This is a genomic window from Streptococcus sp. oral taxon 061, from assembly GCF_964211575.1.
Classification (GTDB): domain Bacteria; phylum Bacillota; class Bacilli; order Lactobacillales; family Streptococcaceae; genus Streptococcus.
In genome coordinates this window covers 53,409-67,799 of sequence record NZ_CAXOQQ010000001.1, presented here as the reverse complement: position 1 = coordinate 67,799, position 14,391 = coordinate 53,409, and the positions used below count along the sequence as shown (strand labels likewise).

The 14,391-nt window shown below is 40.9% G+C and carries 14 protein-coding genes; 1 reads left to right on the top strand and 13 read right to left on the bottom strand.

Features of this window, described 5'->3' with window-relative positions:
• Positions 1-31: 31 nt before the first annotated feature.
• From yidD to AB8E63_RS00330, 10 genes are all read right to left on the bottom strand, one after another.
• Positions 32-268 carry a membrane protein insertion efficiency factor YidD gene (yidD, locus tag AB8E63_RS00375; RefSeq protein WP_025170542.1) on the bottom strand — a complete coding sequence of 79 codons (237 nt, stop codon included), beginning with the start codon at positions 266-268 and terminating at the stop codon, positions 32-34.
• Positions 268-993, bottom strand: coding sequence for a pseudouridine synthase (locus AB8E63_RS00370; RefSeq protein ID WP_004251725.1), 726 nt, complete (start codon positions 991-993; stop codon positions 268-270). The genes yidD and AB8E63_RS00370 overlap by 1 nt, the downstream gene beginning before the upstream one ends.
• Positions 980-1,549 (bottom strand): SMC-Scp complex subunit ScpB, encoded by a 570-nt coding sequence (scpB, locus tag AB8E63_RS00365; RefSeq protein WP_254724565.1) that lies wholly within the window; start codon positions 1,547-1,549, stop codon positions 980-982. The genes AB8E63_RS00370 and scpB overlap by 14 nt, the downstream gene beginning before the upstream one ends.
• A gap of 12 nt (positions 1,550-1,561) precedes the next feature.
• Positions 1,562-2,296: a segregation/condensation protein A gene (locus AB8E63_RS00360; protein WP_368909448.1), complete on the bottom strand. Its 735-nt coding sequence runs from the start codon at positions 2,294-2,296 to the stop codon at positions 1,562-1,564.
• Positions 2,296-3,030 carry a site-specific tyrosine recombinase XerD gene (gene xerD, locus AB8E63_RS00355; RefSeq protein WP_006147858.1) on the bottom strand — a complete coding sequence of 245 codons (735 nt, stop codon included), beginning with the start codon at positions 3,028-3,030 and terminating at the stop codon, positions 2,296-2,298. The genes AB8E63_RS00360 and xerD overlap by 1 nt, the downstream gene beginning before the upstream one ends.
• Positions 3,027-3,488 carry a cyclic-di-AMP-binding protein CbpB gene (gene cbpB, locus AB8E63_RS00350; protein ID WP_368909447.1) on the bottom strand — a complete coding sequence of 154 codons (462 nt, stop codon included), beginning with the start codon at positions 3,486-3,488 and terminating at the stop codon, positions 3,027-3,029. The genes xerD and cbpB overlap by 4 nt, the downstream gene beginning before the upstream one ends.
• A complete protein-coding gene (locus AB8E63_RS00345; RefSeq protein WP_368909446.1) occupies positions 3,485-4,006 on the bottom strand; it encodes a metallophosphoesterase in 522 nt (173 codons plus the stop codon). Before AB8E63_RS00345 ends, cbpB begins: the two co-directional genes overlap by 4 nt.
• A complete protein-coding gene (locus tag AB8E63_RS00340; protein WP_368909445.1) occupies positions 3,982-4,953 on the bottom strand; it encodes a nucleoside-triphosphate diphosphatase in 972 nt (323 codons plus the stop codon). Before AB8E63_RS00340 ends, AB8E63_RS00345 begins: the two co-directional genes overlap by 25 nt.
• The gene (racE, locus tag AB8E63_RS00335) at positions 4,950-5,744 is read right to left on the bottom strand and encodes a glutamate racemase (protein WP_006152238.1); all 795 of its coding nucleotides are present in this window, start codon (positions 5,742-5,744) and stop codon (positions 4,950-4,952) included. Before racE ends, AB8E63_RS00340 begins: the two co-directional genes overlap by 4 nt.
• 207 nt (positions 5,745-5,951) lie before the next feature.
• Positions 5,952-6,197, bottom strand: a complete 246-nt coding sequence (locus tag AB8E63_RS00330) for a YneF family protein (RefSeq protein ID WP_368909444.1) — start codon at positions 6,195-6,197, stop codon at positions 5,952-5,954.
• A 311-nt stretch (positions 6,198-6,508) separates the two neighbouring features.
• Between AB8E63_RS00330 and AB8E63_RS00325 the strand changes: the two genes are divergently transcribed.
• Positions 6,509-11,782, top strand: a complete 5,274-nt coding sequence (locus tag AB8E63_RS00325; RefSeq protein WP_368909443.1) for an SIALI-17 repeat-containing surface protein — start codon at positions 6,509-6,511, stop codon at positions 11,780-11,782.
• Between the two features lie 245 nt (positions 11,783-12,027).
• Here the strand turns inward: AB8E63_RS00325 and AB8E63_RS00320 are convergent, their stop codons facing one another.
• From AB8E63_RS00320 to AB8E63_RS00310, 3 genes are all read right to left on the bottom strand, one after another.
• A complete protein-coding gene (locus AB8E63_RS00320; RefSeq protein ID WP_223333772.1) occupies positions 12,028-12,228 on the bottom strand; it encodes a mechanosensitive ion channel protein MscL in 201 nt (66 codons plus the stop codon).
• Between the two features lie 153 nt (positions 12,229-12,381).
• Positions 12,382-13,308, bottom strand: a complete 927-nt coding sequence (locus tag AB8E63_RS00315) for an ATP-binding cassette domain-containing protein (RefSeq protein ID WP_368909442.1) — start codon at positions 13,306-13,308, stop codon at positions 12,382-12,384.
• A gap of 10 nt (positions 13,309-13,318) precedes the next feature.
• Positions 13,319-14,386 (bottom strand): ABC transporter ATP-binding protein, encoded by a 1,068-nt coding sequence (locus AB8E63_RS00310; RefSeq protein ID WP_006151550.1) that lies wholly within the window; start codon positions 14,384-14,386, stop codon positions 13,319-13,321.
• Positions 14,387-14,391 lie beyond the last annotated feature (5 nt).

Here is a 14,391-nt window from a genome sequence, read left to right as displayed (position 1 = left end):
CACCAAAAAAGAATCACGACTGTGATTCTTTTTATTTTGAATTTCTCTTTAAAGAAAAGTGATCTGGTACGGGGTCCTTACCTATTTCAGACCAAGGATGACATCGTAAAATCCGTGCCAACCCCATCAGAACCCCCTTAAATCCATGCTTTTCAATAGCCTGAATCATGTAGTTTGAACAAGTAGGCTCAAATCTACAAGAAGGTGGGAATGCAGGGGATATAAAGCGTTGGTAAAAGCGCACAGGCGCAATTAAAATTCGTTTCATTATTTGTTAGTTGTTACAGCCATGGTGTGTAGTTGGCTGATTTCTTTTTTGTTAAGACGACGGGATTCACCTGGACGGAGACCTGTTAAGTCTAGGTGTCCAAAACGTGTCCGAGACAACTTATCCACTTGAAGCCCAACTGCTTCAAACATCTTTTTAACCTGATGGTTACGTCCTTCATGGATGGTCAACTGTACAACAGAACGGTTTTTGACAGGATCTACTTTGAGAATTTCGTAGACGGCCGGCTTAGTCTTCTTGCCATCAATCTCAAGACCACGAGTTAAGGGGCGGAGGTTTTCCTTGTTAGCAATCCCTTTTACACGCGCCACATAAACCTTATCGATTTCATTTCGAGGGTGAATCATCTCGTCTGTAAAGTCACCATCATTGGTCAAAATCAATACACCTGATGTATCCCAGTCCAAACGTCCTACAGGGTAGATACGCTCTTTCACATTAGGCAAAAGATCGACAACCGTCTTACGTCCCTTATCATCTGTTACACTAGAAATCACTCCACGTGGCTTATTGAGCAGATAGTAAACCTTTTCTTCGTTATAGATGGGTTGGCCCTCAACCTCAACCTTATCACCAGACTTAATGGTTGTCGCTAATTCACGTACTACCTGACCGTTAACAGTCACCAAGCCTTGCTTGATCAACTCCTCTGCTTTTCTCCTACTGGCCACTCCTGCGTGGGCAATATACTTATTGATTCTCATCTTCTTCTATCCTTTCACCAAATAATTGGCTTTCTTGTGCTTGAATTTCAAGCTCATCAATCACAGGCAATTCTTCCAAATGGTTAATACCCATGTAATCTAGAAAATAATCCGTAGTTACATAGAGGTTAGGGCGACCAAGAACTTCTTTTTTCCCATCTTCTCGTATCAAGTCAAAGGCCTGTAATTTAGCTAGAGCTCCGCTTGAATTAACCCCACGAATAGCGTCGATTTCTATACGTGTGATAGGTTGCTTATAAGCAATGATGGACAAGGTTTCAAGCGCAGCCCGAGATAGACTCTGGTTGATTGGCGCCTTAGAATATTCTTTTAAAATATCAGCAAATTGAGGCTTGGTTACCAATTTGTAGGCACCTCCTGTCTCAATCAGGGTCAAACTAGAATCCTGGTCTTTTTCATACTTTTTGGCTAATTTTTCTAAGCTTTGCTGAATTCCTGTTGGTGGTAACGATAAGAGTTCTGCTAACTGACGAGCCCTAATCCCATCTTCACCTGACACAAACAGGAGCGCTTCTATTTTTGCTAAAGTACTCATACTTCCTCTCTATCAAGCCTGACTTTGCTCTACTTGATTTTCCTCATTCTTTTTCATGAGATAGATATCTCCAAAACTCTCTTTTTGAATCAAGAGAATTTCTTGGGTTTTAATCAACTCCAAGGTTGCTAAAAAAAGTGTAATGACCTCTTGTAAATCCTTGGTTTCTTTAAACAAATCCTGCAGACATAGTTGTTGCCCTTCTACCAAGGCTTCCCGAACGATGACCATCATATCCTCAATCTTATACTCATCTCGTAAAATGGTTGTATGGTTTTTCGAGAATTCTTCCTTTTTCTTGGTCAATAAAGTTGAAAAGGCTAAGAAAAGATCGATCGTGGTCTTATCATGCACGAGTTCTGCATCTTCGTAAATTAATTCTGTCGGTGCTTTAGAATAATACTGGGCTCGATCTTGGTGCCTAGCTTCCAACTGCTCTCCCAAAAGTTTAAACTTACGGTATTCTTCGATTTGAGAAAGGAGATCTTGCTCTAGGTCATCCTCTAAATCTGTCACTTCCGCAAGCTTTGGCAAGAGTTTACGACTTTTGATCAGCATCAGTTGGCTAGCCATCACCATATATTCACCTGCCACTTCTAAACGCATGGCTTGTAAGGTTGATATGTAGGCTAGATACTGCTCAATAACTTCTGTAATCGGTACATCATAGATATCCATCTGATACTTTGAAACCAAGTGTAAGAGCAAGTCCAAAGGCCCTTCAAAATCTTTTAATTTAATATCCATTATCTATATTTTTCTAAGGTCATAACTGTTTTTAATCCCAATTTTTTGGCGATTTCGTACAAGTCAACCTTCTCTTCAATTTGTCTCAGTATAAACTGTTCCCTTAACCCTTGAGCCGATAAATCTGCAAAGCCTTTTTCCTTTAGAAAGGCTTCTAACTGACGAAAGGCCCACTGACGAGAGTATGGCTTACCAGTTTTTTCAAAGAGGTAGGTCTGTCCCATCAAGGGTTCTAACTCTGCAAGTAATTTTGTGGGAAGACTCAAGATTCTTTGTTGAGAGGCTTTATTGATTCTCAACACTTGAAAATCTAGATTCACATCACTTATTTTTATGGCTAGAATTTCACTAGGCAAGAGGCCCAATTCAACTATCAATAAGGCTATTAAACGCCCTTCTGGATAGGTACTTTCTTGCCAGAAAGAACTCAAGTCTAAAAGCTCTGACTTAACTTGTTTTTTCTCAGCCTGTTTCGGCAATTCTAAACGATAAAAGGTGCCAATCTTTCCTTTCTGATATAAAAAGTAAAGAAATTGATTGCAAGCAGAAACTTTACGCTTTTGGGCACTAATTTTAAAATTTGATAGTTGAGCTTGGTAGATTTTTAAACTTGTCTCAGAAATTCGTCCTCCAATAAGATCTAAAAACTGCTCCAAGTCATATTTATAAGACTGTTTAGAATTACTAGATAGATTTTGCTTTTCTTCTAAAAATGTTAAAATCCATTCTCTCATTTGCTTTGAATCTCATATTCCTTACTAAAGTCATGCAGGAGGGCATTGACAGCCTTGAGGATTGACTTCCGCGTGATAATCCCTTGGAAAATACCATCCTTATCAACGACTGGCAGGAAAGACTCATCCACTAGCTTGTGCAATACATCCGTCAATGTATAGTCTGGATTAACTACCGCGACATCCTTCTTTGTCATGTGAACAATATCCATATCCGCCATGATTTCCTGACTCAAACCCTGCTCCATTTGGTATGCAAAAATATCTCTAAGCCCTATGGTCCCAACAAATTTTTTCTCAGCAGTCACTACTGGAACTCGTGTATAAGTCATCTGGCTAAGGAGGAGAATTGCATGATCTGCATTGTGAGTATCAATGAGCACAGCCAAATTTTCAGCAGAAGTCAAAAATGTTTCCTCTTGCTCCAGCAAAAAGAGTTCAAATTCTTTAGCAATCATCGAGCAAACTCCTTGGATAAGCCAGGATAAACCTCATGATTACGTGTCAAAAAGTCCACTTTGAAATAGCTGTCATCAATCTCTACACGAGCGTAGAGACATTCTCTGATGGTTCCACGTGGTTGGCTGATAGAACCTGGATTTAGAAAGAGGGTCTTCCCTTCCATCCAAGCATTTGGCACATGCAAGTGACCATAGAGACAGATATCAGCATCTTCTTCTTGGGCCCAGAAATCTAGTTTTTGGAAATTGAAGTTAATGTCAAATAAGTGTCCGTGGGTCTGGATAATCTTGGTAGGACCCAGTTGAGTCACTAAGCGTTCTGGATAGTCTGAATAAAAATCCATGTTTCCTCTGACTACCCGGATTCCTTCCCAGAGTGGTGAATCTGGGCGAAGTTCCGAGTCACCATCGTGAAAAATAGCATCGACTTTCCCAAGATAGCGGTCACGTATTTCTTCTACAATCAAGCTATCTCCGTGGGAGTCACTCATTACAATGATGGTTTGCTTTGCCATGATGGAAATACCTCCAAAAGTTTCTTAACGGCTAAGGCACGGTGAGATTGACTATTTTTTTCTTCAAGGGTTAATTCAGCTGATGACTTGCCTGTTTCTCCTACTAGGAAAAGAGGATCATAGCCAAAACCATTTTCACCCTTAGGTTCAAAGTTAATGTAGCCTGGCCAATCAGCTTCGACCACCAAGCTTTCCTTACCTGGGCTAGCCACAACCAAAGTGGTGTGGAATTGTGCCGAACGGTCCTTGAGTTCAAAGACCATGGCTAATTCGTGCAAGAGTTTAGCATTGTTTTCCTGGTCAGTGGCTCCCACTCCTGCAAATCGAGCTGACCAAACGCCTGGCAATCCACCGAGGACATCGACTTTAAGACCGGAATCATCTGCTAGAACCATCTTGCCTGTCAATTTGGAGATGGTTTCAGCCTTAAGGCGAGCATTTTCTTCAAAGGTCATACCAGTTTCAGCAACTTCAGGCAGATCTGGGTAATCATTGAGATTCTCCACATCGTATCCAAGTTTGTCAAAGATAGCACGAAATTCCTTGGTCTTCCCTTCATTACGAGTCGCTATCAACAAGGTTTCTCTGACTTTGCTAGTTTCAAAGAAGGCTTCAACATTTACTCCTTCTTTAGGTAATTCCACATGCAAGAGTTGTCCATTTTCAACTAAGAGTAAGGCTCCTTGGCGTTGAATGACTTCCAAGTTTCGACCGGCTTCTGCATTTAAAATCTCAACGATAAAAGATAGCAAGCGGAAGTTGGAAGACCAGCGCATTACCGTAATCGTGATTGGAAAACCATTTTCCTCATCACGGAAAATGCGAGCCAAATCCATAAAATCAAGATCAAGAGGATCTTTTATGAGGCTATAGATTCCACCGTAGACGTCCCAGACACCTACATACCAGTCCTGGTCATCCTTGTATTCATAAATTTTGTTTGTCATAATGTTACATGCTCCACATGAATCTCTTTTTCTAGCCATTCCGCTCCAATCTGAGCAAAACTATGGCTATTTGCAGTCGTATAAAAACGATGTTGTAGAGGCCCTGCATCGCGGCCACGATTAATCTCGAAGTAATTAAGTAATACAGAAATATCACGTACACACTCTGCACCACTATCAATCAGTTTTACCTCTGGTCCCATCACATTTTGGATAATGGGTCTGAGGAGCGGGTAGTGGGTACAGCCCAGAATCAAGCTGTCTACCTTGCCAACTAATGGGCGCAAGGTTTCATAAACTACTTTCTTGGTCACACTGGTTGAAAGGGCACCAGACTCAACCAAGGGAGCAAACTTAGGGCAGGCCAAACTTTCAACTTGCAAATTTGGATCTAGGTCATGAATTTTTTGACGATAGATATCTGATTGTACTGTCATCGGTGTTCCAATCACACCGATTCTCCCCCCCTGACTTGCTTTGATAGCAGCTGAAGCACCCGGTAAAATGACACCCAGGACAGGGATATCCAACCTAGCCTTGACTTCTTCCCAAACAACTGCTGTTGCAGTATTACAAGCGATGACAATCATCTTGACATCCTTGGTCAAAAGAAAGTTGACCAACTGCCAAGTATATTCACGAATTTGCTCAGCAGGACGAGGCCCGTAAGGTGCCCGTGCCGAATCTCCAATATAGACGATTTCTTCATGAGGAAGCTGGCGCATGAGCTCACGTACAACGGTCAAGCCTCCAACGCCCGAATCCAAAAAACCAATTGGTCGATTATCCATACAGTCTTCTTTCTAGTCTTATTTTTCTGATTGATAGTTCATTATCATTACATTTCTCGCTGAAATTTCTGACAGACTGGTAAACTCCAGACTATCTCCCTCTTAATCATAATCAAATATCAATAGAATGCAAGGAAAAAGTCTTATCCTTAAATATCAGTTGAACATAGTGAGAAGTCTGGAATTTTCATCCCAGACTTTTCCTATTTATTTCTTTTTTTTGTTAGCAAGGGCTGCTTTTTGTTGGCGAATGATTTGGTGGTACACTTGTTGCACCTTAGCTTCGCTTGGTTTTTGACCATTTGCACTCAACAGAGTACGAACTGCTTCTGCATTCAAACGTGGGTTATCAGCAAATTCTTTTTCAATTTGCTTGCGCACCAAGTACATTCCTCCAAGAGCTCCACCTAGAAAAGCTAAAACAATCAAGACAATTGCTAAAATAAGGTCCATAATATTTCTCCTGTTTCTTTTTGAATCTTCTATATTATACCATAAAGTCCCACGCCTGACTAGTTTGATTTACGCTTTCAAAAGGGTAGGGCATTACTCAGATTCTTTCTCAGCTCTAATCTTTTTTAATTCAATAAAATTAAAAAAGAACTAAAATTTGGTAAAATAATTCAGTTTTTCCTAAAAAACCTTGCATTGAATCTATTTATTTGCTATATTAAGATTATACAAAACAAAGGAAACATCTTTCTGCAAGGCTTATTTTTTTACAAGAAAATGTATGCGCTTACAGATTTGAGAAAGGAGTTTTTATGGAGAAGAGCTATTGGGAAAAATCCTGTAAGTATAGCATCCGAAAATTGACCGTTGGAACTGCTTCTGTTTTACTGGGAGCTGTTTTTCTAGCAACACAGAATGTAGCTGCCGATGGCATCGAAGTGAAAGAAAATCAAGCAAGTGTCAGTGAGACTACGGTTCAAGTGAATACAAAAGTAGAGGAACCCACTCAAGAGGATAAGGAAAATCAACCAAGCACAAAAAATCAAACTTCTACTGAATTAGCTGACAAAGAGGTAAAACCTGAAAAGGAAACACCCCAAATACATAATCAATCAGAGACTAAGGCTGTAGTTGAACCTTCTGAAAATAAGGAGAGTGAAAAACCAGAACTTCCTATGACTAAGCAAGAAAACTATCAACTTCATTACGACCAACCAACTGCTCCTTCTTATGACGGCTGGGAAAAACAAGCCCTGCCAGTGGGAAATGGAGAAATGGGGGCAAAAGTTTTTGGGCTCATCGGTGAAGAAAGAATCCAATACAATGAAAAAACTCTCTGGTCTGGTGGGCCGCAACCGGATAGCACCGATTATAATGGGGGGAACTATCAAGACCGCTATAAGGTCTTAGCAGAAATTCGTAAGGCATTAGAAGAAGGAAACCGCCAAAAAGCAAAACAATTAGCGGAGCGCAACCTAGTCGGACCAAACAATGCTCAGTATGGTCGTTACTTATCTTTTGGTGATATCTTTATGGTCTTTAACAACCAAAAGAAAGGCTTGGAGAATGTTACCGACTATCATCGTGGTTTAGATATTTCTGAGGCCATCTCGACCACTTCTTATACCCAAGACGGTACAAACTTTAAACGCGAAACCTTCTCTAGCTATCCTGACGATGTTACTGTGACCCACTTGAGTAAAAAAGGGGATAAGACGCTTGATTTTACACTCTGGAATAGCTTGACTGAAGATTTGATTGCGAATGGCGACTACTCCTGGGAATATTCGAATTATAAACAAGGAGCAGTTACGACTGATTCTAATGGTATTTTGCTCAAAGGAACTGTCAAAGACAATGGTCTGAAATTTGCTTCCTATCTCGGAATCAAGACAGACGGACAAGTCACTGCACAAGATGGCTATTTAACTGTCACCGGAGCCAGCTATGCGACCCTTTTACTCAGTGCCAAGACCAACTTTGCTCAAAATCCGAAAACCAATTATCGTAAGGATATTGACCTAGAAAATACTGTTAAGTCTATCGTAGAAGCTGCCAAGGCAAAAGATTATGAAACCCTAAAAAATAACCACATCAAGGATTATCAAAGTCTCTTCAATCGTGTTCAACTAAATCTTGGCGGTAGCAAGTCTAGCCAAACTACAAAAGAAGCTCTGCATACCTACAACCCAGAAAAAGGGCAAAAACTAGAAGAGCTCTTCTTCCAATACGGACGATATCTACTCATTAGTTCTTCCCGTGATCGGACAGATGCCCTTCCTGCCAACTTACAAGGAGTTTGGAACGCTGTAGACAATCCACCTTGGAACTCAGATTACCACCTCAATGTCAACCTACAAATGAACTATTGGCCTGCCTACATGAACAATCTTGCAGAAACGGCTAAGCCAATGGTCAATTATATTGATGACATGCGCTACTATGGTCGTATCGCTGCTAAAGAATATGCAGGTATCGAATCCAAAGAAGGCCAAGAAAACGGTTGGTTGGTTCATACTCAAGCGACACCATTTGGCTGGACAACTCCAGGTTGGAATTATTACTGGGGTTGGTCTCCTGCTGCCAATGCTTGGATGATGCAGAACGTCTATGACTACTACAAATTCACCAAGGATGAAACTTATCTCAAAGAAAAAATTTATCCAATGCTCAAGGAAACAGCCAAGTTCTGGAATTCCTTCTTGCACTACGACAAATCTAGTGACCGTTGGGTTTCTTCTCCATCCTACTCACCAGAGCATGGAACTATCACGATTGGAAATACCTTTGACCAATCTCTAGTTTGGCAGTTATTCCACGACTATATGGAGGCAGCCAATCATCTCAATGTCGACCAAGATTTGGTGACAGAAGTGAAGGCTAAATTTGACAAGCTCAAACCACTTCATATCAACCAAGATGGCCGTATCAAGGAATGGTATGAGGAAGACAGTCCTCAATTTACTAATGAAGGAATTGAAAACCATCACCGTCACGTTTCTCATCTGGTTGGGCTCTTCCCAGGAACCTTATTTGGCAAAGATCAGCCTGAATATCTGGAAGCAGCACGCGCAACCCTAAACCATCGTGGAGATGGTGGTACCGGTTGGTCTAAGGCTAATAAAATCAACCTCTGGGCTCGTCTCCTAGATGGAAATCGTGCCCATCGTTTATTGGCAGAACAACTCAAATCCTCAACTCTAGAAAACCTCTGGGATACGCACGCGCCTTTCCAAATTGATGGGAACTTTGGTGCAACCAGTGGAATGGCAGAAATGCTCCTTCAATCTCACACCGGCTACATTGCCCCATTACCAGCCCTTCCAGATGCATGGAAAGATGGTCAAGTCTCAGGCCTAGTAGCTCGTGGTAACTTTGAAGTCAGTATGAAATGGAAAGAAAAGAATCTTGAAACGCTATCTTTCATTTCTAATGTGGGTGGAGACTTAGTCGTAGACTATCCAAATATCGAAGCTAGCCTTGTCAAGGTAAACGGTAAGGAAGTACAAGCTACCCGCATCAAAGACAACCGTATTCAACTTACGACACAAAAGGGCGATGTCATTACCTTTGAAAACTTCCCTGGTCGTATTACTCGTCTGACTGCCCAACGAAAAGATACAACGACTGCAGAACTTAATTTCAATGCTGTTGAAGGGGCGACTCATTATGTCATCCATCGGGAAAGTAGAGATGAAACTGGTCAAACTTCTACTGTCCGTGAGTTTACAACCAACCAAACTCGCTTTATCGACCGTTCTATTGATTCAAGCCATGCCTATACTTATACCGTTAAGGCTATGCTAGGAGACCGTTCAACACCTGTTTCTGATGTTGCTTCAATCTCCGCCTTTAGTGAACTCATGGATGATCGTGACTCTCGCATTCAGTATGGCGCTGCCTTTGGAGACTGGTCTGACTCCGAACTCTTTGGCGGAACAGAAAAATACGCCGATATCTCAAATGGGAATTATTCCGATAAGGATGCAACAGCAACCATTCCTTTCAATGGACCTGGTATTGAAATCTACGGACTCAAGTCTTCTCAATTAGGACTTGCTGAGGTTACAATTGATGGTAAATCTGTTGGAGAGCTTGATTTCTATACAGATGGAGCTACTGAAAAGGGTGTCCTAATTGGTCGTTATACAAATCTTTCTTCAGGCCCTCACCTCATGACTATCACTGTTAAGCGTGAACATAAGGGACGTGGAAGTGAACGCTCAAAAATTTCCTTAGACTACTTCAAGGTCTTCCCAGGTCAAGGAGAAACAGTTGAGAAGATAGATGATCGTGATTCTCGTATCCAGTACGGCTCAGCATTTAAAGACTGGACTGATGCGGAACTCTATGCTTCTACAGAGAAATATGCAGATATTAATGCAGACGATAGTCTCGCCCCTGAAGCAACTGCAAGAATTCCATTCTCTGGTACAGGTATCCGTATCTATGGACTGAAAACATCTGCCCTTGGTAAGGCACTTGTGACTCTCGATGGAAAAGAAATGCCAAGCCTTGACTTTTACACTGCTGGAGCTACCGAAAAAGGAGCATTGATTGGAGAGTTTACTAATCTAGCAGATGGTGATCATGTCCTAACTTTGAAAGTGGACCCGGATTCTCCAGACGGTCGAAAGAAAATCTCCCTTGATTCATTCGATATTCTAAAAGCTCCATCAGTATCATTAAATACACCAAGCCTCGAACCTATAAAGGTAGAAGATAAGACAGTTACCCTAACTTTACCAACTGGTAACTGGGATGCTGTTGCTGTGACATTCCCTGGTGTTACAGATCCCCTACTCCTAAGAAAAGTCGATGAAAATCATCTTGTCACTTCTGGCGAGCAAACTGTATTAAGCATAAAGGATAACAAGGTTCAAATCGACATTCCTGAAACTACGGAACGTAAAACTGGCAATCCAATAGAAGCTTATGCTATCCTAGGAGAAACACGAAGCAGTACTATTGTAACAGTCTTTCCAAAAGGGGAAACTGCACCTATAGAAGATCCAGTTGTTACAAGCAAAGGGGACGAGCCTGCTCCAGTAGTAACCATTCCTGAATATACTGACCCAATTGGTACTGCGGGAGAACAGGAAGCGCCTATCGTGGACATTCCTGAGTACACTGAGCCTATCGGTACTGCAGGGGAACAAGCAGCGCCTACCGTAGATATTCCTGAGTATACTGAGCCTATCGGTACTGCAGGGGAACAAGCAGCGCCTACCGTAGATATTCCTGAGTATACTGAGCCTATCGGTACTGCGGGCGACCAAGCGGCGCCTATTGTGGATATCCCTGAGTACACTGAGCCTATCGGTACTGCAGGGGAACAAGCAGCGCCTGTCGTGGATATTCCTGAATATACTAAGCCTATCGGTACTGCGATCGACCAGGCAGCGCCTACCGTAGATATTCCTGAATATACTAAGCCTATCGGTACTGCGAGCGACCAAGCAGCTCCTATCGTGGATATTCCTGAATACACTGGCCCTATCGGTACTGCGAGCGACCAAGCAGCGCCTATCATCTCTCTTCCTGAGTTTAAACTCAAAGCCTTAAAAGACCAGGCTACCGGAGTTCAAGTCATCAGTGGAGCAAATGAGCTAGGTGAAGCAAGTTATCTTGAAATCCAGAAAGTAGACAAGCAAGAACTCTTGGGCAAGAAATATGATGCCTACGACATTCAACTCAAGAATGAAAATGGTCAACTAATCCAAGCAAAAGGTGCTGTACTGGTTCGGTTACCAATTTCTGGCACAGTCCAAGAATTCTATCGCTTCAGTCCAGAAAAAGACTTGAAAGCACAAGATTTCACAATTCGTAATGGCATGCTTGAGTTTCTCACCATTGATTTGACTACTTATGCTATCGTCTACAAGACTGAAACAGAAGTCCAACAACCAAGCTCAAGTCAAATCGAAGAAGCTAGTCCATTAGCAAATAAAAACCAGCTCAATGGTGAAAATTCTACAAATGACAAACAACTTCCTGCCACTGGAGAAGAGGCCAGCCCACTCCTCTTCATGGCAAGTCTCAGCTTAGCTTTAGCTGCAGCCTTCTTGCTTAAAGGTAAAAAATAGTGATCCCAATAAATCTATAAAGATTTAGAAAAATAGAAAAAGGATGAGTAAATTACTCATCCTTTTGATTTCTTTCAGAGTCTTTTAAAATAAACTAAAAAGCCAGTTATAAATCCAGTTAAAAATCGAATATAACAAATTCAAAAGGAATTCATAAAAAAATAAACAAATGTGATACCAAATGAATTCTACAATCGTAATCAGTGGCTTGACTAGGATATAAAATAAAATATCCCAAATAAATTTCATTTTTTTTCTTCCTTTCTAGGAAGTCCCGCAATCCAAGGCAGAGCAGATATCATTTTATAAGCCGCAAGAAATTTAGCAACCTCTAGGGCTTTTGGCTCAGATTCCTTCTTCTCAGTCAGTACTTCCATTCCTTTTACCCAGAGGCATGTCCCAATAATTCTAGCCATTCCTGTAAAAAAATTTGGTTGGTTGTCCATGTGATTCTCCCCTAGTTCATGTCATTTCTAACAGATTAGTTCTTATTGTATTCAGTATATCAAATTTATATAGATTATCAAGTTTTTATCTGCAAAATAAAAAAGTTTCATAACCTTTCTAGAATAATACTAGGAAGATTATAAAACTTTTCATTAGTTCATATCTTTTTTATAGCGTTCCAATTCTGCTTGGTTAGCCCAAACATAATGTCCTGGACGAATTTCAACCATAGACGGTTTATCAGTTTCGTAGTCATGTTGGTCTGGATCATAGACTTTCAAAACTTTCTTACGTTCCAAGATTGGATCTGGAATCGGCACAGCTGATAAAAGTGCTTGTGTGTATGGATGAACTGGATTGTTAAACAATTCTTCAGTTTCAGCCACTTCAACAATAACACCCTTATAAATTACCGCGATACGATCAGAGATAAAACGAACTACTGACAAATCGTGGGCGATAAAGAGATAGGTCAAGCCCAATTCCTTCTGGAATTTCTTGAGCAAGTTCAAAACTTGGGCACGCACAGAAACGTCCAAGGCTGAAATTGGCTCATCCGCGATAACGAAATCAGGTTGCATAACCAAAGCGCGGGCAATCCCGATACGTTGACGTTGTCCACCTGAAAACTCATGAGGATAACGTGTCAAATGTTCAGCCAAAAGTCCAACTTCACTGATAATCTTTTTAACTTTTTCTTGTCTTTCTTCCTCATCCTTAAATAGATGGTAGTTATAAAGACCTTCAGAAATAATATAGTCAACTGTTGCACGTTCATTCAAACTAGCAGCAGGGTCTTGGAAAATCATTTGGATTCGGCGGACTAATTCTGACGCTTGAGTACGTGATTTTTTACCATTAATTTTTTGACCATCAAAGATGATATCACCTTTGCTGGTATTATTCAAACCGATAATTGCACGACCAATTGTTGTTTTACCACTACCTGATTCTCCAACAAGTGAGAATGTTTCACCTTTGTTGATAAAGAAGTTAGCATTTTTAACAGCTACAAACTTTTTGCTTCCTTCACCGAAGGAAATCTCTAAGTCTTTAATTTCTACTAATTTTTCAGACATTTCCTTCCTCCTAGTTTTCCAGATGAACAAGACCCATTCTCTCACGAATCTTGTCATGTAAATCTGCAATTACTGCTGGTTTTGCAACTTTTGGTGCTTGATCATGAAGTAACCATGTTTTAGCCCAATGAGTATCTGACACAGCAAATTGAGGTGCTTTTTCTTCAAAATCGATCTTCATTGCGTAATCTGAACGAAGAGCAAATGCATCACCTTTTAATTCTGTATATAGTGACGGAGGAGTACCTGGAATTGAATATAGTTCTCCTTTATCATCAGCTAACTGTGGCAAACTTGATAAGAGGCTCCATGTGTATGGGTGACGTGGATCGTAGAAGATTTCTTCAACTGTACCATACTCAACGATTTCACCAGCATACATAACCGCAACTTTGTCAGCAATACTTGCTACCACACCAAGGTCGTGTGTGATAAAGATTGTTGTAAAGTGATATTCATTTTGTAGAGACTTCAACAAGTCAATAATCTGAGCCTGAATCGTCACATCAAGGGCAGTTGTTGGCTCATCACAGATAAGAACATCCGGACGACATGCAAGAGCGATAGCGATAACGATACGTTGACGCATCCCTCCAGAATATTGGAATGGATACTCCTCAAAACGCTTTTCAGCATCAGGAATACCAACCTTATTCATGTAGTCGATAGCCATTTCTTTTGCTTCTTTAGCTGTTTTACTTTGGTGTTTAATAATAACCTCAGTAATTTGGCTTCCGATTGTTTTGATTGGATCCAAACTAGTCATAGGATCTTGGAAGATAGTTGCAATCTTAGCCCCACGAATTTGTTCCCAATCTTTGTGAGACGAAAGTGCTGTTAGGTCTTGTCCACGGTAATCGATGCTCCCCTGAGCGATACGCCCGTTTTCTTCTAACATTCCTGTAAAAGTTTTTGTCAAAACTGATTTACCCGAACCTGATTCTCCAACCAAGGCAAGAACTTCTCCTTCAATCAACTCAAGAGAAACTCCGCGAATAGCGGTCAAAACTTTGTCACGAACATCAAATTCCACGACAATATCTTGAGCAGATAAAATTACATTTTTATTATTCGTCATTTCTA